The sequence below is a fragment of the Bradyrhizobium sp. PSBB068 genome (assembly GCA_016839165.1).
In the GTDB taxonomy this organism is placed as follows: Bacteria; Pseudomonadota; Alphaproteobacteria; order Rhizobiales; family Xanthobacteraceae; genus Bradyrhizobium.
Genome location: CP069300.1, coordinates 6,851,400 through 6,870,027 on the forward strand (window position 1 = coordinate 6,851,400; position 18,628 = coordinate 6,870,027).

Annotated in this window: 14 protein-coding genes; 11 read left to right on the forward strand and 3 right to left on the reverse strand. The window is 66.0% G+C overall.

The annotated features are described in order from the left end of the window. Positions 1–2: 2 nt before the first annotated feature. Entirely contained in the window at positions 3–638 is a 636-nt protein-coding gene (locus JQ507_31745) for a pyridoxamine 5'-phosphate oxidase family protein (protein QRI69387.1), read from the reverse strand. 465 nt (positions 639–1,103) lie between these two features. Beyond that, on the reverse strand, positions 1,104–1,778 hold the full coding sequence (locus JQ507_31750; protein ID QRI69388.1) for a Crp/Fnr family transcriptional regulator: 675 nt from the start codon (positions 1,776–1,778) through the stop codon (positions 1,104–1,106). A 212-nt stretch (positions 1,779–1,990) separates the two neighbouring features. Here JQ507_31750 and JQ507_31755 point away from each other — a divergent pair, with 212 nt between their 5' ends. The 5 genes from JQ507_31755 to JQ507_31775 all read left to right on the forward strand — a co-directional run bounded on the left by JQ507_31755 (position 1,991) and on the right by JQ507_31775 (position 8,945). Continuing rightward, positions 1,991–4,066 (forward strand): AsmA family protein, encoded by a 2,076-nt coding sequence (locus JQ507_31755; GenBank protein QRI69389.1) that lies wholly within the window; start codon positions 1,991–1,993, stop codon positions 4,064–4,066. A gap of 314 nt (positions 4,067–4,380) precedes the next feature. Further along, positions 4,381–6,879 carry a HAMP domain-containing protein gene (locus JQ507_31760; protein ID QRI69390.1) on the forward strand — a complete coding sequence of 833 codons (2,499 nt, stop codon included), beginning with the start codon at positions 4,381–4,383 and terminating at the stop codon, positions 6,877–6,879. Between the two features lie 179 nt (positions 6,880–7,058). Then, a complete protein-coding gene (locus JQ507_31765) occupies positions 7,059–7,268 on the forward strand; it encodes a cold-shock protein (GenBank protein ID QRI69391.1) in 210 nt (69 codons plus the stop codon). A 154-nt stretch (positions 7,269–7,422) separates the two neighbouring features. Then, positions 7,423–7,677 carry a hypothetical protein gene (locus JQ507_31770; protein ID QRI73600.1) on the forward strand — a complete coding sequence of 85 codons (255 nt, stop codon included), beginning with the start codon at positions 7,423–7,425 and terminating at the stop codon, positions 7,675–7,677. A 338-nt stretch (positions 7,678–8,015) separates the two neighbouring features. Continuing rightward, positions 8,016–8,945 (forward strand): HlyD family efflux transporter periplasmic adaptor subunit, encoded by a 930-nt coding sequence (locus JQ507_31775; protein QRI69392.1) that lies wholly within the window; start codon positions 8,016–8,018, stop codon positions 8,943–8,945. A 171-nt stretch (positions 8,946–9,116) separates the two neighbouring features. Here JQ507_31775 and JQ507_31780 read toward each other — a convergent pair whose 3' ends face one another. Then, positions 9,117–9,959 (reverse strand): caspase family protein, encoded by an 843-nt coding sequence (locus JQ507_31780; protein ID QRI69393.1) that lies wholly within the window; start codon positions 9,957–9,959, stop codon positions 9,117–9,119. Positions 9,960–10,320: 361 nt separating this feature from the next. On the opposite strand from JQ507_31780, the gene JQ507_31785 reads away from it, so the two are divergent. The 6 genes from JQ507_31785 (at position 10,321) to JQ507_31810 (ending at position 18,588) form a co-directional block, all read left to right on the forward strand. After that, on the forward strand, positions 10,321–12,048 hold the full coding sequence (locus JQ507_31785; protein ID QRI69394.1) for a hypothetical protein: 1,728 nt from the start codon (positions 10,321–10,323) through the stop codon (positions 12,046–12,048). A gap of 112 nt (positions 12,049–12,160) precedes the next feature. Beyond that, positions 12,161–12,886, forward strand: a complete 726-nt coding sequence (locus JQ507_31790) for a thermonuclease family protein (GenBank protein ID QRI69395.1) — start codon at positions 12,161–12,163, stop codon at positions 12,884–12,886. Positions 12,887–13,091: 205 nt separating this feature from the next. Further along, positions 13,092–13,922, forward strand: a complete 831-nt coding sequence (locus tag JQ507_31795; protein ID QRI69396.1) for an LssY C-terminal domain-containing protein — start codon at positions 13,092–13,094, stop codon at positions 13,920–13,922. A 133-nt stretch (positions 13,923–14,055) separates the two neighbouring features. Next, positions 14,056–15,240 carry an aminotransferase class V-fold PLP-dependent enzyme gene (locus JQ507_31800; protein ID QRI69397.1) on the forward strand — a complete coding sequence of 395 codons (1,185 nt, stop codon included), beginning with the start codon at positions 14,056–14,058 and terminating at the stop codon, positions 15,238–15,240. A 249-nt stretch (positions 15,241–15,489) separates the two neighbouring features. Further along, positions 15,490–16,551, forward strand: a complete 1,062-nt coding sequence (locus JQ507_31805) for an ABC transporter ATP-binding protein (protein QRI69398.1) — start codon at positions 15,490–15,492, stop codon at positions 16,549–16,551. 318 nt (positions 16,552–16,869) lie between these two features. Beyond that, entirely contained in the window at positions 16,870–18,588 is a 1,719-nt protein-coding gene (locus tag JQ507_31810; protein ID QRI69399.1) for an iron ABC transporter permease, read from the forward strand. The last annotated feature ends 40 nt before the right edge of the window (positions 18,589–18,628 follow it).

The window sequence follows — 18,628 nt, forward strand, 5'->3', positions numbered from 1 at the left end:
GGTCAGTAGAGCCGCGTGCGATAAGCCTCTTCCATCGCCTTCTCGGCGACCTCGACCTCGATCGCGGCGGTCTGCTCGGCGATGATCCGGCCGAGTGTCGGGAAGCTGTTGCGTTCGACCTGCGCAGCGGGGCTCCACAGCTTCGAGCGCATCAGCGCCTTGCCGCAGTGGAAGTAGACTTCATCGACATGCACCTTGAGGCCGATGACCGGCGTGACGTTCTGCACCGTCAGCGGGGTCAGCAGATCCGGCTCCTGCGAAATCTCCGCCCGCCCGTTGATGCGCAGCGTCTCGTTGATGCCCGGCACCATGAAGATCAGCCCGACCCCGGGCGAGGCGATGATGTTGCCGAACGTATCGACCCGGTTGTTGCCGCGCCGGTCCGGGATCAGCAGCGTCTTGTTGTCGATCACGGAGACGAAGCCGGGCGCATCGCCGCGCGGACTGGCATCGGCATGGCCGTTGCCGTCGCTGGAGGCGATGACGAGGAACGGCGACAGCGCGATGAAGTCGCGGCAGAACTTGTCGAGATGGTGGAGGACCTTCTTCTCCGCGAGCGGGCTCACCTGCCCGAAATGCCCGCGAAGATCCTCCTGCGACTTGACCGGCGGCTTGCCACCCGCGCCCTGCTGATCCATGGCGAATCTCCCGTTCCCATTCCTCGCACCGAGGTAGAATGCTGGAACAGCATAGTCCAGACCGCCAAAGCGCGCATCCATCGGCGCCTCCGCCGCGATGCCGAGTGCGGCGCCGGCCGATATCTGCACGGCCCATCCTTGAATGGCATTGAGGTCGGCGAATTCGCGTCACGTGGTCGCGAAACGCAAAACCCCTGCGGTCAACGGGAAAGAGACCGCAGGGGTTTGCAGGTGGATGGCGTGAGGCCAGCAAGGCTGGGTGTCACCCCAAGGACCGGCACCGCAATGAAAGCGATAGCGGCCAAATCATGCAAGCACGTCTTTTAGGCAGGACTGCGACAACATTCGCAGGCAGAGCGCGCGAGAGAATCAAATCCTCGCGCACGCGTTGCATGCGATCCGCCTGGCTTCCCGTTCGTCGCGTTCGTTGCGCGAAGCCATTGCTCGCTTCGCTCGAAAACGTTTCTAATCGTTGCGCGCGACCGCCGTCAGCTTGGTCATGTTGTGCAGCATGATCCGGCCGCGTTGCAGGTCGACGATGCCGTCCTTGCGCCAGGTCTGCAGCTGCCGGTTGACGCTCTCGCGCGCAGCGCCGACGAAGATGCCGAGTTGTTCCTGCGAGATGTGCACCTCGGAACCGAAATCCTCGGCCAGCGCGCAGAGCCGGCGTGCGAGACGGACCGGCAACGGCTGCAGCACCGATTCCTCCATCCGCTCGCTCTGCCAGCGGATGCGCTGGCACAGCAACGCGATCAGCCTGACCGCGACCTTCGGCTCGCGCTCGAGGAAGCCGAGGAAATCCTCCCGCCGCAACACGAACAATTCAGTGGGCTCGCCCGCGGTGGCATCCGCGGTGCGATCCTGGCCGTCGAGGACGGCGACTTCGCCGAACAGATCGCCGGATCCCATGAAGTTCAGTGTGAGCCGGGCGCCATCGGAGGCGCCGGTTTCGATCCTTATCTGGCCGCGGCGGACCCCGAACAGGGCATCGCCGGGATCGCCTTTCTGGAACAGCACCTCGCCGGTGGCGAGCTGCCGGGTGTGGCAGAGGCCCGCAAGCCGCTGCAACTCGTCCGCACCGAGATCGGCGAACATCGGGTTCATCTTCAGAATGACCGCAAATTCGGCCTGTTTGCTCATTGTATTGCCTTCCAAATCCATCCGAGCGGTCCCCTGACGCCCGGTTAGCAAAAATCACCCTCATAAGAGTGTGTGAGAGGTCACATAAGTTCATGCTGGTAACGGATTATTTTTCCGACCATTGCAGCGAGGTCCGGTTTGCGGGGTAATCTCGCGCGATCGGCCGTGTCTCGCCGCGGCGGAACCCTGCTTGCGCGGCCTGGAACGACGACATGAAAGCACTGAAATTCGCCGGGGCCGCCATCGTCGCCGTGATCGCGATCGTCGCCCTGGTCGCCGCGGTCGGGATTCCGTCGTCCTTCGTGACGTCCGCCATCACGGAGCGGGTCGAGCGTGAGACCGGCTACCAGCTCAGCATCAATGGCGGCGTCAGGATTAGCCTCTGGCCGGCGGTCAATCTGACCCTCAGCGATGTCGTGTTGCAGGGCCCGCGGGAGCGCGAGGCCGACGACCGGTTCGCAGCAAGCCGCGTCGCAGCTGAAATGACGCTGTCGAGCCTGTGGTCGGGCCGGCCCGAGATCACCGACCTCGTGATAGAGAAGCCGGTGGTCAATCTGCCGTTGCAGCGCGAGCGCACCCGTGACCACAATCCGCCGGCGAAGTCGTCCGCGTCCAATGGTGGCAACATCACGATCCGGCATGTCGGCATCACCGGCGGCACCATCGTGTTCTCCAATGTGCGCGACCGGGTCGAGAACCGGATCGAGGCACTCAAGGCGGACATCTCGATCGGCGCTGACCGCAAGATCGTCGTCACCGGTGACGCGCGCACGGGCGACAGCCAGCTGAAATTCGAGATCCGCGCGACCGCGCCGCAAGCGCCGCTGGAACGCCAGAACGTGCCGGCCGAATTCACCATCGATGCGCCCGGCCTGTTGCCCGCGGCGATCAAGGCGAACGCGGAAGCGCGGCTGAACGGCACGGTGTTGATGTTCAACGGCGTGTCCGGCACGCTCGGCGATGGCGGCTTCACCGGCTGGGCCTCGGTCGATTTCGCCAGCAACAAGCCGCTGGTGAAGCTCGATCTCGATTTCCAGCGCATCTCGATTGCGATGCCGCCGGATCAGCCCGGCGCAACGCAGCCGCCGGGCACCAACAGCTGGAGCAACGCGTCGATCGATCTCGCTGGGCTCAATTATGTCGACGCGCAAGCGCGCATCTCGGCGGCAGAGCTCGTGATCGGCGACGGCCGCTTCGCGCAGGCTGCGATCGAGGCGTCGGTCGACAGCGGCGTGCTGAAGGCCAAGCTCGCCAATCTCGGCGCCTATGAGGGCACCGCCAACGGCGACGTCACGATCGACGCGAGGAGCACAACTCCGACCTACACGCTGCGGCTCGACCTCGCCGGCGTGCGGGCGCTGCCGGTGCTGAAGAGCCTCGCCGAGTTCGACAAGCTCGACGGCAGGATGCAGGCCAAGGTCGCGCTGACCTCGCAGGGCACGAGCGAGCGCGCCATCGTCGGCAATCTCGGCGGCACCGCCTTCGTCGTTTTCCAGGACGGCAAGATCCTCGGCCTCAACGTCGCGCAGATGATCCGCAACCTCACCACCGGCACATTGTCGGGCTGGCAGCAGGGTGAGGCGCTTTCGACCGATCTCAGCCAGCTCTCGGCCTCGTTCAAGCTCGACAAGGGTCAGGCGGTGACCACCGACCTCAATTTGATCGGGCCGCTGGTGAAGATGAGCGGGGTCGGCACCGTCGACCTCAACACCCGCCAGCTCGGGTTCCGGGTCGAGCCGCAGCTGGTGATGACCACCGAGGGCCAGGGCCGCGCCGGCAATCCGGTCGGCCTCGGCATCCCCGTGATGGTCGAGGGGCCCTGGGTCAGCCCGCGGATCTATCCGGAGATGCAGGGCATCCTCGACAATCCCCAGGCCGCCTATGCCAAGCTCAAGGAGATGGGCAAGGGACTGTTCGGCGCGAATGGCCAGGCGCTGAGCCAGCAGGGGATCAGCCAGGGCCTCAACGGGCTCACCAACCTCCTGAACGGCGCGCAGGCCGGTGGAAACGGCGCGCAGCCCGGCACCGGCCAGGCTCCGGGCGGCGCCGGCCAGGGCAATCCGCTCGGCGGGCAGCTCGGCGACACCATCGGGAACCTGCTGCAGCAAGGCCTCTCCACCCTCAATCAAGGCAACGCCGCACGCCCGAGCCGCAGCCTCGCCCAGCCCACCCCGGACGCACCACAGGCCGCCGCGCCACCGCCGCCCAATCCTCCGCCGGCCGACACCGCCGAGCGGCGCGACAACCCGGCGATGAACGACGTGCTGCGGCAGCTGTTCAATCGCTGATATTCCCGCATACTCGCTGTCGTCCTGGCGAACGCCAGGACCCATTACCCCGAATGGTGGCTATGGCGCCGCGCAGGGGCCGCGATCCCGCTCATCATGGATGACGGTGGTTATGGGTCCTGGCTTTCGCCAGGACGACGTGGATGGAGTATGCCGCCTACTGCGCTTCCGCTGACGGCTCCCCTTCCAACTCAAAACCTCCTATCCACGGCTAACCATGGGGCCCGACGAGCCGCCCCGCCCTGCCGATCCGTGCTAAACAGCGCAGGATACAGCGGCGCACCCGATGGATTGGAGGGGACGGACGAGGCTGGATGAACGGGGCTACGGACAAGGGCAAGAACTGGTTCCTGCGCGGCGGCCTGTTCGCCAAATACGTGCTCGCGCTGGTCGGCCTCGTCGTGTTCGTGCTGGCGGTCAACGGCGCGCTCGAGACCTGGATCAGCTACCGCGGCATCAAGAGCACGCTGACGGACGCGATGAGCGAGAAGGCGGACGCCACCGCCAAGCACATCGAACAGTCGATCTCCGATCTCGAACGCCAGATCTCCTGGGTGACCCGCGCCTCCTCCAACACGCTCGAGCTGCGCCGCGCCGACTATGCCCAGCTGCTCGGCCAGGTGCCGGCGGTGAGCCAGCTCACGCTGATCAACGGCCAGGGCCGCGAGGTGCTGCGGCTGTCGCGCCAGACCGTCACGGTGAACTCCAACACCGACCTCTCCCGCGACCTGCGCTTCACCGAGGCGGTCCAGCGCGGCACCGCCTACGCGCCGGCGTATTTCCGCGACGAACGGCCGTATATGTCGATCGGTGAGCAACATTCCGGCTTCAATGCCGGCGTCACCGTCGCCGAGATCGACCTGCGTTTCCTCAACGACTATTTCGGCGATTCCCAGGTCGGCCGCACGGCCTATGCTTATGTCGTCGACGCCAAGGGCCGCGTGCTGGCGAGTTCGTCGAAGGGCCCCGAGGTCGGCAAGGACCTCGCCGCGCTGCCGCAGGTCGCCGCAGTGCTGTCCGCGGACGGCCGGCCGATCGCCTCCGGCAAGGACGTCGACGGCAATGCGGTGCTGACGACAGCGACATCGGCGCCGAACCTCGGCTGGCACGTGTTCTATGAGCAGCCGACGTCGCAGGCGCTGTCACCGATCCGCGACCAGCTGGTGCGCATCGCGCTCCTGATCGCGCTCGGCCTCGTGGTCGCGATCATCGCCGGCACGATTCTGGCGCGGCGCATGCTGGTGCCGATCACGGCATTGCGTACCGGCGCGCGGCGTCTCGGCGCCGGCGACTTCGGCCACCGCATCAAAGTGAAGACCGCGGATGAGCTGGAGGAGCTCGCCGAGCAATTCAACAGCATGGCCGGGCAGCTGGCCGAGACCTACTCCGGCCTCGAGGCCAAGGTGCAGGAGCGCACCCGCGACCTCGCGCAATCGATCAACGAGCTGAAGGTGCTGGAGGAGGTTGGCCGAGCGGTGGCCTCCTCGCTCGACCTCAACGCCGTGCTGCCGACGGTCGCCGCCCGCGCGCTCGAGATCACCCATGCCGACGCCGTGCTGATCTATGGCTATGACGCCGCGCAACGCGCATTCACTCTGACGCAATCGATCGGCATCGACAGCGAGGCCGAAGGCCATCATCGCGCGATCGACGCTGATAACAGTCCGCTCGGCGAGGCCGCCGCGAAGGGCGAGCCGCTAGCGTTCCCGGATCTCGCTACCAGAGCGTTTTCGAGCGAAGTGGATACCGGTTCGCGTGAAGAAAACGCGTCAAAACAAGAATCCCAGCCCGAGCACCCGCTGCGCGATGTCGTGGTCGGCGCCGGCTTCCACTCGGTGCTTGTGGTGCCGCTGGTCGATCAGCAGGGCGTGCTCGGCGCGCTGGTGGTGCTGCGCAAGGCGGCCGGCGATTTCCCCGCGGGCCTGATCGGCCTGATGAAGACCTTCGCGCACCAGGCGGTGCTGGCGATGCGCAACGCGCGGCTGTTCACCGAGGTCGACCAGAAGAGCCACGCGCTGGAAGCAGCCAATTCCACTGTGCGCGAGCAGGCCGACAAGCTCAAGCAGCAGACCGAGCAGCTCACCGACTGGAACAAGTCGCTGGAGGCCCGGGTCGAGACCCAGCTCGGCGAGATCGAGCGCATCCGCAAGCTCGAGCGTTTCCTGGCGCCGCAGGTGGCGCAGCTGATCGCCTCGTCGGACAATCCCGAGGGCCTGCTCGAGAGCCACCGCCGCGAAGTCACGGTGGTGTTCTGCGATCTGCGCGGCTTTACGGCCTTCACCGAGGCGACCGAGCCGGAAGAGGCCATGAACGTGCTGCGCGAATATCACGCGGCGCTCGGCCAGCTGATCTTCAAATATGAGGGCACGCTCGACAAATATGCCGGTGACGGCGTGATGATCCTGTTCAACGCGCCGATCCAGCTCGCCGACCACACCGCGCGCGCCGTGCGGATGGCGGTGGAGATGCGCGACACCGTCGGCCCGCTGACCGAGAAATGGCGCAACCGCGGGCATAGTCTGGGGTTCGGCATCGGCATCGCGCTCGGCTATGCCACGCTCGGCCAGGTCGGCTTCGAGCAGCGGCTGGAATATGCCGCGATCGGCAGCGTCACCAACCTCGCCTCCCGCCTGTGCGGCGAAGCCAAGGCGGGCCAGATCGTGGTGAGCCGCCGCGTCTACGGCATGGTCGAGGCTTTCGTCGAAGGCCGCGCCATCGACGACCTCGTGGTGAAGGGCTTCAACCACCCGATCCTGGCGGCGGAGATCCTCAGCTGGAAAGGCGAGCCGTCAGCGGAAGCGGCGGCGGAGTGAGGCGCGTCACGGAACCGCTCCCGTGCCCGCCTTGTTTTCGCGCCAAACGGGTATATATTACCGCCGTTCGATTAGCCGTTGCGCCTTGTTGAATGGTCCCATCGGCCTTCCTCCAAAGACATCGCCAGTTGAATTGGTGACGCGTCCATCACGCGAAACGTCTGCTTTGGAGAAGAGACATGGCAACAGGTACTGTGAAGTGGTTCAACGGCCAGAAGGGCTTTGGTTTCATTCAGCCGGATGACGGCAGCAAGGATGTGTTCGTTCACATCAGCGCCGTCGAGCGCGCCGGTCTGTCGGGCCTCGCCGAAGGCCAGAAGGTGTCGTTCGAGCTGAAGACCGACAAGATGCGTGGCAAGACCAGCGCCGAGAATCTTCAGCTGGCCTGAGTTCGCATTCGCGCATGATGTTCGCATCAGCGCTCCGCGCTTGTCGCAGCAATCATGCCGCAGCGTCATTCCACGGATGTACTGGAGTGACTGCCAGGCCCGCTCGATCTGCACAGGTTGGGCGGGCCTTGGCGTATTTGAAGCAAGGATGACCATGGCCACCCGAACGTCGCCTGCTCCCACCCCCGAAAGCCGGGCGCGCGCCGAACGCCAGCGGCTTGCGGCCGAAGAGGGCGCCCGCGCCATGGCCGATGTCGAGCGCGAGGCAATCGCCGTGCGCCGGAACATGGAGCGCCTGCGCGCGCTGCGCGAAGCCCGCGATGCCGATGCCGATGCCGCGGCGCAGATCGAAACACCGACAGCCGCCAAGCCAACGCCCACACGACGCGTCAAGCGCATCGTGCGCTGACGGACTGCCGCGCGTGGCGGCGGCGGCGGAGTAAGCGGCACTCTCTCCCCACGTCGTCCTGGCGAAAGCCGGGACCCATAATCACCGCTATTCGTGCCGAGAGGGATCGTGGCCCCAGCCACGCGCCGCAACCACCATTCGGGGCAATGGGTCCTGGCCTGCGCCAGGACGACAGCGAATATGCGGCCCCGATTCTGATTTGACCCATCTCACACAGAAGAGGGCGCAGGAGAAGGCCGATGCGGCGCAGCCGGCTGGTTCGCCAGCGCCGCATCTGGTATTCAGGAGGCCCTCATTTTGGGAATAGTTTGCCGATGATTTCGTGCCTCAAGCAGTGGATGGGTTTCGCTTCCGTCTTCGCTCTTCGAGCTACGACGGACACATCGCTCTACCCATCCTACGGACTGCGCGCTTCGGTGGTGGCCGCCTCCGCGCTGCTTCTGCTAGCGGCCGCTCCCGCATCCGCCGCGGGCGAAGCCGACACGTTGCCGAAGGGCGCGGCGGTGACGGTGCTGAAGGCCTCGAAATACTGCTTCGGCAATATTGTCGAGGTCTCGGGTATCGTGCTGCCGCGCGACGAGCAGCAGGTGCGGCCGGATCGCTTCGGCTTGAAGGTTGCGGAGGTGAAGGCCGATCCCGGCGACACCGTCACCGCGGGCCAGGTGCTGGCGCGGCTGACCGACGGCACGAACGCGATCAACCTCACGGCGCCGGTGGCGGGCACGATCTCGGGCTCAACGGCGATCGTCGGCGCGCCGGCCTCGGGCAAGGACGCGCTGTTCTCGATCATCGCCAAGAGCGAATACGACCTGGTCGGCATGGTGCCGACCCGCGACATCGCCAAGCTGAAGACCGAGCAGACCGCGCGGCTGAAGATATCAGGCGCCGGCGAGATGGATGGCAAGGTGCGGTTGATCGCGCCGACCATCGAGCCGAACAGCCAGCTCGGCCAGGTGTTGGTGGCGATCGGCTCGAACCAGCGGCTGCTGGTGAATTCGTCCGGCCGCGCCCAGATCAAGACCGGGCAGAGCTGCGGCGTCGCCGTGCCGCTGACCGCGATCCTCTATTCCACCGCCGGCACCGTGGTGCAGGTGGTGCGCGGCGGCCGCGTCGAGACGCGGCGGGTCGAGACCGGGTTGATGTCGGCCGGCCAGGTCGAGATCCGCGACGGCATCCAGGAAGGCGACATCGTCGTCGCCCGCGCCGGCGCGCTGCTGCGCGAGGGCGATCCGGTGCGGCCGGTGGGCGCCAGCGCCGACGCGAAGTGAGTGGGCACCGGATAAACGGTGTCGTCCCGGGCAAGCGAAGCGCGACCCGGGACCCATAACCACCAATGTGAATTGTCTTGAAGCGCTGTGGCCTCAGCGCGCTTCAACAACGCAGCCCTGTGGTTATGGGTCCCGGCTTTCGCCGGGACGACGTGGGGAAAGAGCCCGACCTCAGCCGCCGAGCTTGATGTCTTCCAGGAGCGAGGACGACACGCTCGGCACCTGCTCGCCTTCGCTCGCGCGCGAGATCGCGACGCGGGTCTTGTTGAAGGCGGTCTCTGCGCCGGCCTGGGCGTTGAGGTTGTTGATCAGCTCCGAGACCAGCACGCTGTTGGCGCCCTTGCCGTCGTCGGCGACCTTGCCCGGCGTCGCCGAGGTCAGCACGATGGTGTTCTCCGGCGGGCTGATCGGCGCGAGGCCGTGCGAGAAGGCGCGGAAGCGGCGTTCATAGGGATTGCGGCGCGACGCATCGAGCACCACGAGTTTTGCTTTGGCGCCGCGCTCCTTCATCGCATCGAGCACGGACTCGACGCTGACGCCGGTGCGCCTGACGTCGGCTTCCTTCCAGATCGTGGCATCGACCGGGATCATGTAGCTCTCGCGGCCGACCTGCACACCATAGCCGCCGAAGAACAGCATCACGACGGTGTCGGGGCGGATCTTGGCTTTCATGCGCTCGACCGCGCGGAACATGTCGTCCTTGGTGGCATCCTCGACCACGTCGACGTCAAAGCCCTCGTGGCGCAGCGCGGACGACAAGGTGCGGGCATCGTTGATCGGCTGGGCCAGCGGCGCCGATGCGTCCGGGTAATGGCCGTTGCCGATGATCAGTGCGAGGCGGGAGGCACCGGACGGGATGCTGCCGGTGGTGCCGGCGGCGACGGCGCCCTTGGGCGACTCGAACATGCGCTTGTTGAGCGCGGCATGGGCGCCGATCGCCAGCGACACCGTGCCGGCCACCGCCACACAGACGGCGATGCTGCGCCGGGAAAGTTGAAGCTGCCTAAGGTTCATAGCGTTCCTAGTCCCAATCTTTATCCCGATGGCGTTCGAGCGAAATCGCGCCAGTTAGTCGCGTCAGTGACGATCAGGTGTAATGGGGTTGAGGTGTCTGTGCCGTTGAATTGAGCTCAATTTGCGGCGCCGCAACAAACACTCCCTTAACCCGGACGGGCGGCCGGGGCAACCCGGTTTGCCGCACCCTGCCGCCCGGCACAGGCCATTGACGCCGTTAAAATCCCGTTACGTGATCTCCGTCACATTTGTGTTCTGTATGGATTCATGTAGCTTTCCAAAGGCTTGCGAGTTTGGGGGAGAACCGGAGGAAACACCGTCGGGGACGCCGGCGTTAACCGGTTCCGCGGGAAAGGGATTCATGAGCCTTCACGAGATCGCCGGAGCCGTGTGCCGGTCGCTGGCCGTCAGGAAGGACGGCCCGTCGCTTTACGACGTTTGCGACCCCGTATTGCAGGCCTATCGCGGCGGCGATCCCCATCTCGGAAAGTTCTACCGGACGGCGCTCGGCAATCCGCCGCTGCGCGCGCTGCTCCGCCGCACCGGGCTGCCCGCGCTGCAGGACCCCGACCGCCTCGCCGGGCTGCGCGCGGCGCTCACGCAGGCTCGCGACGCCGTGGCGCCGGACTGGGCCGCGATCGGCGCCCCGGTCGCTGCCCTGATGGACGGCATCGCCGTGCGCCACCCTGCCCCGCCGGCCGCCGCCGCGCCGGCACGCCCGCCTGCGATCGCCGAGATCGATCGCGCGATCCGCAGGACGGCTGCGCATCTGCTCGGATCGTTCGCGACAAACGGCTTCATCCCGACCTACGCCGCGTTCAACCTGATCGGCGATGCCGACATCGGCGGACGCGAGATGCTGATGGCGCTGACCGGGCTGAACGCGCGCGGCTACAAGAACTCGACCTTGCTGTTCAGCCTGGCGCGGATCTTCATCGCGCATTCGCCGGCGCGCGCGCTGATCAACCCGCCATGGCGCGGCATCGCCGAGCCGATGTGGGAGCCGGTGCAGATCCGCCACCGATCGGCCTATTACGACGCATTCTTCACCGAAGCGCTGCTCAGCTTTGTCGAGACCGGGCTGGCGTCGCCGGATGAAGCCGGCGCGGCGCGGCGCGCGATCGCCGAGATGGTGGACTTCTGCCTGAAGACCAGCGCCGAGGAGGTGCCATCGCATGACGGCTCGAACGTGCGCGTCATCACCGCGCTGGCACCGGGCCGGCATCCGCGCTTCTCGCGCTTCTTTGCCCAGATCAAGCAGGACCTCGGCTTCGGCGTCTACGTGCCCGACTGCGACACCACGGCGTGCGCGTTCTCGGCCGCCACGCAAGCCGGCTGCGACGATCCGATCCTCGCGCAGCCGCTCGTGGATTTCTACCGCGGCTACCAGGTGCGATCGGGCGCCAACGAGCCTGTCGTCACCGTGCCGCTGAACGACAACATCGACTATGAGGGCGGCGTCGTCACCTGGATCGACAACCTTAGGGGCGAGCGGCCCTATGGCAACGACCTCGACCCGACGCTGAACCTCGACATCCTCGAGGTCTCGTTCCGCAACCTTGCCCGTTGGCAGATCATCGAGACGCCGCAGCGGCTGGAGACGGTGCATCGCATCATCGCCTTCCAGGAGAGGTTGGTCGAAAGCGGCGCGTTCAGGAATCCGCGCTCGCACATCTATTATCTGCCCGAGCTCTACTCGGCCTATTTCGGCCGCTGCTATGCCGCGTTCATCGCGCTGCCGCTGGCGGCGCAGCGCGTGATCGATCCCGGCAACGTGTTCGCGCTGATCCGCGCCCGCGTGCTCGGCTATGTCCAGGGCGAGCTGATCACCCATGAGATGAACCCGTTCGATGCCGCGCTGGCGCTGATGGCGCTGGCGCATCTTGGCGCCGAGGTCGCGAGCTTCACGCCGGCGCTGCACTGCATCGTGCAGGGCCTCGGCGAGGGTGGCAGAAAGGGACCCTACAAGGCCTATGAATGGAACAAGATGAAGACGCCGACACGGATACTGGTCGGCGGGCCGGAGGTGACGTCAGCGTTCGTGCTGATGGCGCTGGCGCTGGCGAGGAAGCGGATGGCTCATTCATAATCGGATGACGCGAAGTTGAGACTGGCGGAAACACGACAGCACTGGCACGGTTGCCCAATTGCCCGCACAATCGTTGGGCACTGAACGCCAAGAACCTGGCCGGGAAACGCCGATGCTGAAGACGCTGCTCACTGCTGGCCTGTTGCTGTCGCTGCCGACGCTGGCGGTCGCCGCCGACATCACCGGCGTGCCGAAGATCCGCGACGGCGACCAGCTCATGATCGGCAGCGTCAAGATTCGGCTCGGCGGCATCGACGCGCCGTCGACCGACCAGCTCTGCCTCAATACCAAGGGCGAGCGCTGGACCTGCGGCGTCGCCGCGCGCGACGAGCTGATCAAGCATGCCGGCAACAAGAGCTGGACCTGCCATGCCCGCACGGTCGATCGCCGCGGCCGCACCATCGCGCGCTGCGAGGTCGATGGCGAGGACATCCAGAAGTGGATGGTCAGCAATGGCTGGGCGCTGGCCTTCACCCGCATCTCGCGTGACTACGAGCCGGATGAGAAGGAGGCGCGCGAGGCCAAGGCCGGAATGTGGCAGGGCGCGTTCATTGCGCCGTGGGACTGGCGCGTGCGCAACAAGAAGACCCCCGTGCTCGGCGCCGCGAAAGTGCCGGAGAGTGCACACTCGATCCTGCTCGCCTCCGCTTCCGGTCCGGTCGCGCCCTCGCCCGACTGCACCATCAAGGGCAACGTCAACCGTTCCGGCGAGTGCATCTTCCACCAGCCGAGCAGCCGCTGGTACGCCAAGATCGAGATGAAGATCTCCAAGGGCACGCGCTGGTTCTGCTCGGTCGAGGAAGCCGAGGCCGCCGGCTGCCGCGAGACGCGGCGTTAGGGCGCTGACTGAGGCTCGACTTCGACAGAATGAGACTCGAACGCAACCGCATTGGCAGTGCGCACCCTCTCCCGCTTGCGGGGGAGGGCTGGGGTGGGGGTCTTGCCACGAGCGATACTCATCGCGTGGAGACAGCCCCCACCCGGATTGCATCTTCGATGCAATCCGACCTCCCCCGCAAGCGGGAGAGGTGAAGGACCACGGCATGACCGATCTCGAGATCAACCTGCTTGCGCCGCGCCGTCGCAAGCGCCTGCGCTATCTGCAGCTGCTGCTGTTCGTGCTCGCCACCTATTTGATCGCGGCCTATCTGGTGCTGCCGGCGCTGTGGACGCATCACGAGCATCAGAAGGGCCTCGCCAATTTGCCGATGGTGACCCGCACCGCGCAGGGAATTCCCGGCGACCCGATGAATGTCGGGCTGATCGGCGACGTCAGGGACGTCGTCTGCGCGATGCACGAGGCCGGCTGGTTTCCGGCCGATCCGGTGACGCTGAAATCCTCGATCGAAATCGTGGGTTCCGTGCTGCTCGATCGGCCCTACAGGGATGCGCCGGTGAGCAATCTGTTCTATCTCGGCCGCCGCGAAGACCTCGCCTTCGAGCGCCCGGTCGGATCGAGCGCGGATCGCCGCAACCATGTCCGGTTCTGGAGGGTGCTAGACCAGGGCCAGGAGAAGCGCCCGGTGTGGCTGGGCGCTGCGACGCTCGACCGCGGCGTCGGCATCAGCCACTACACCGGCGCGGTGACCCATCACATCGCACCCGATCTCGACGCCGAACGCGCCCTGCTCGTCGCCGACCTCGAGTCCGCCGGCATGGTCACCGCGAAATACCAGGTCACCGGCATCGGCCCGACCTTCAACGGGCATAATGGCGGCGGCGACCTCTATTACACCGACGGCGAAATCTGGGTGCTGCGGCTGGTCGAAGCCTGCAGCAAGAACCACGGCGCCGTCGCACAGATCCCGAGCCCCGCCGCGACCGAGTTCAAGGACCAGATCTGGCGCGCGGTGATGGAATCGATCGGCAAATAGGACGCGTGCCCCGCGGTTTTGGAAACGCTGGATTGCTTCGCCCGGCTCGCAATCCGCAGTGCGATGGAATATCCTCTCCGCTTGACCCCTCAGACGCATGATTTGCGTTGCTTTACCCAAAAGGAACAGGACGATGACCGTTCGCGCGGGCCGGGAATTTCTGGCCATCCCCGGGCCCACAACGATGCCTGATCAGGTGCTGCAGGCGATGCACCGCCCGGCGCTCGACATCTACTCCAGCGAGATGGTCGAACTGACCGAGAGCCTGCTGCGTGATCTCTCGAACCTGTTCGCCACCGCGGGCAAATCCTACATCTACATCTCCAACGGCCATGGCGCCTGGGAGGCGACGCTCTCCAACGTGCTGTCGCGCGGCGACAAGGTGCTTGTGCTGGAGAGCGGGCGCTTCGCGATCGGCTGGGGCATGGCGGCTGCCGCGATGGGCGCGGAGGTCGAGGTGCTGAAGGGCGACTGGCGCCGCGCGATCCGCCCGGCCGAGGTCGAGGAGCGGCTCAAGCGCGACAAGGAACACAAGATCAAGGCAATCCTCGCGGTGCAGATCGACACCGCCTCCGGTGCGGTGAACGACATCGAGGCAATCGGCAGGGCGATCAAGGCGGCCGGCCACCCCGCATTGTTCATGGTCGACACCGTCGCCTCGCTCGGCTGCATGCCGTTCGAGATGGACAAATGGTATGTCGACGTCGCAATGAGCGGGTCGCAGAAGGGCCTGATGACGCCGCCCGGCCTCGGCTTCGTCGCCGCCAGCGATCGCGCCTGGGATGCGCACAAGAAAGCCAATCTGCGCACGCCCTATTGGGACTGGACCGAGCGCGAGGGAAGCGAGCACTACCGCAAATATGCCGGCACCGCGCCGGTGCACCTGTTGTTCGCGCTGCGCGAGGCGATCAACATGCTGCACGCCGAAGGCCTGCAGAACGCCTTCGAGCGGCACCGGCTGCTCGGCGAGGCGGTGCGCCGTGCGGTTGCGGTCTGGGCGGAGGGACAGGTGCTCGGCTTCAACATCGCCGAACCCACCGAGCGCTCCAACACCGTGACGACCGTGACCGTGAAGGGCGCCGATCCCGCCGCGATCCAGCGCTATGCCAAGGAGAAATGCGGCGTGGTGCTCGGCACCGGCATCGGCGATCTGCAAGGCCAGGCCTTCCGCATCGCGCATATGGGCCACGTCAATGCGCCGATGATCCTCGGCACGCTCGGCGTCGTCGAGGTCGCGCTGACCGCGTTGAATATCCCGCACGGCAAGGCCGGCGCCGACGCCGCCATCCAGTGGCTCGGCGAGAACGTGAAGGCGTAGGCCGAGCGCAGGCAGCCGGTATCCTGAGGCACCGGCGGGGCCACACGCTCCGCTGTCGTCCCGGCGAAAGCCGGGACGACACTGAGTGTTTGGCGTCGCTGGTGAATGATCCGCTCACAAGGACGACGGGATGCCGTGCATGCAACGCATTGCTAAGGCCCCAACACTTTTCGTCGTCATCGTTTTCCGCTTTACTGCCGGCAACAGCCGGGCACGGATCCCTGCGACAAAACAAAATGGAGGGATCGCTTGGCATCGGTGGAATTGCGCGGCCTGGTCAAGCGGTTTGGTTCGTTTGTCGCGGTTGACGACGTCTCCCTCACGATCGATCACGGCCGGCTGGTCTGCCTGCTCGGGCCGTCCGGCTGCGGCAAGACCACGACACTGCGGCTGATCGCAGGCTTCCTTGAACCGTCCGACGGCGAGATCCGTGTCGGCGACCGCGTGGTGTCGTCGAAGGCGCGCACGCTGCCGCCCGAGCAGCGCAACATGTCGATGATCTTCCAGAGCTACGCGCTGTGGCCGCATATGACGGTGGCCGAGAACATCGTCTATGGCCTCCGTTTGCGCAAAATGGACCGCGACACGATCGCGAAGAAACTCGCCGCGATCCTGGCGACCACCAAGCTGGAACCGCTGGCGCAGCGCTATCCGGGCGAGTTGTCCGGCGGCCAGCAGCAGCGCGTCGCGCTGGCACGGGCGCTGATCGTCGGCCCCGAGACGCTGCTGCTCGACGAACCCTTGTCCAATCTCGACGCCAATCTGCGCGAGGAGATGCGGTTCGAGATCCGCCGCCTGCACGACGAATATCGCTACACCACGGTCTATGTCACCCACGATCAGTCCGAAGCAATGACGACCGCCGACCTCATCGCTGTCATGAATGCCGGCAAGATCGACCAGCTCGGCAGCCCGGAGGACATCTACGCGCGGCCGGAATCCGAATTCGTCGCGCGCTTCATCGGCGCGGCCAATGTGATCAAGGGCACCGCACGCGATGCGACCCATGTCGAGTTCGGCGGCACGATACTGGAAGTGGTCGGGGCGAGGCTCACCGCCGGCCAGGGTGCGCCGGTCGCGATCCGCCAGCATGAGATCCAGCTCTCGACCCGGCCGCCCGCCGCAACGCAGAACACGCTCAAGGCCATCGTGACGCGGCAGGTCTATCTCGGCATGAACCGCGACTACATGGTGGAAACACCAGACGGCACCTCGCTGCGGGTGACCACGCCGACCGAGACCGCGGTCGAGAAGGGGCGCGAGGTCTGGCTGAACTTGCCGCCCGAGCGCTGCCGGGCGCTCAGCCGATAACGAGAAAGAAACCGAGGGACGCGATGCGGAAGCAAATCTCCAGACGCCAAGTCCCGAAAAGTTCTGCGGCGCTTGCACTCGGCAGGATATTCGCGTCGCACGCGATGACCGAAGAGATCAAGACGCGCTATGCGCGGCTGTTTCGGGTGTGAGGATGCCATGTAACTTTCACGATCGTCATTCCGGGGCGCGCGCAGCGCGAGCCCGGAATCCATTTCTCCACCTGCGCCTGCGGCCCGATGGATTCCGGGCTCGCCGCTTCGCGGCGCCCCCAGGTGCGCAATTGCGCACCGAGAATGACCGGGAGAGAGGCTTCACATGACAACCGTCACCACCTCCCCCTCCGCAAAACCGCGCATCGACTGGACGCGCCCCGTGCTGTGGCTGTTCGCTGCGCTCCTCGTCCTGCTGATCCTGCTGCCGTTGTCGTGGCTCGCGGTGTTCGCCTTCACCGACAAGAACCGTCATCCAACGCTTGCGAATTTCGTCACGCTGTTCAGCAATCCCGACTTCCTCGATCCGCTGCTGACCACCGCGATCATCGCCACGACATCGGCAGTGATCTGCTGCATCGTCGCGGCGCCGATCAGCTGGCTGGTGTCGCGCACCGACATGCCGGGGCGGCAGATCATCCGCGCGCTGGTGACGGCCTCGTTCGTGACGCCGCCGTTCCTCGGTGCGGTCGCCTGGGAGTTGCTGGCGGCGCCGAATTCGGGGTTGCTCAACCAGCTCTATCGGCTGTTCGCCGGCGAAGACGCCGATGCGCTGTTCAATATCTATTCGATGACCGGGATCATCTTCGTGATCTCCTGCTACACCTTTCCGTTCGTGTTCGTGCTGGTGGCCAATGCGCTCGACACCATGCCGGGCGAACTGGAAGACGCCTCCGCGATCCTCGGCGGCAACGCCTGGACCACGGCACGGCGGGTGACCATCCCGCTCGCGCTGCCGGCGCTCGTCGCGGGCGCGTTGATCGCCTTCCTGCAGGCGATGACGCTGTTCGGCTCGCCGGCGATCCTGGCGCTGCCGGCCGGCTTCCACACCATGACGACCAAGATCTGGAGCCTGTTCCAGTATCCGCCGAAGCTCGAGCTCGCAGCCGCCGCCGCGGTGCCGCTGCTGGTGCTGACCATCCTGCTGCTGCAGGGCCAAAAGGCGCTGCTCGGCCGCCGCGGCTATTCGGTGATCGGCGGCAAATATGGCGCGCCGCGCCGGGTCGAGTTGCGCGGCTGGCGCTGGGCTGCACTCGGCTTCTGCCTCGTGGTGCTGCTCAATCCAGTCTTCCTACCCTATCTCGCGCTGCTCAACGCCGCGTTCTCGCCGAACGCGACCACGCTGGTGACGCCGTCGACGGCCACCCTGCACAACATCGTCTTCGTGTTCACCGAGCTGTCGTCGACCCAACTCGCGCTGAAGAACACCGTGATCCTCGGCACCGCAACGGCGACGATCGGCACCATCCTGGCGCTCGTCATCGCCTATGTCACGACACGCAAGGTGATCGCCGGCCACCGCCTGCTCGGCTTCCTCGCCACCGCGCCGGTCGCGGTCCCCGGCATCGTGCTCGGCGTCGGCCTGTTCCTGAGCTACACGCGGCGGCCCTTCGTGCTCTACGGCACGCTGTGGATCCTGCTGCTGGCGTTCCTCACCATCAATCTGCCTTCGGCCTACCAGCAATTGCAGGCGGCGTTCGCGACCATCCATCCCGAACTCGAGGAAGCGAGCCGCATCCTCGGCGCGACCCGGTTGCAGGCGCTGCGCCAGATCACCGCCCCCTTGCTCCGCACCGGCGTGATCGCGACCTGGTGCTTCATCTTCATCGGCGTGATGCGGGAACTGTCGGCCGCGATCGTGCTGTTCACCTCACAGACCAAGGTGCTGTCGGTCCTGATCTTCGATCTCAACGAAGGCGGCGACCTCGCTGCGATCGCGGTGCTCGGCATCGCGATGCTGGTGATCACCTTCGCCGTGGTGCTGGCGGTGAACCAGATCCCGATGTCCGGCGGCAATGCGGGCGCGAAGCTGCGGAACGGGTAGGACGCCCAGTCCGCGTGCGCGCGGACGGGCGCACCATCTG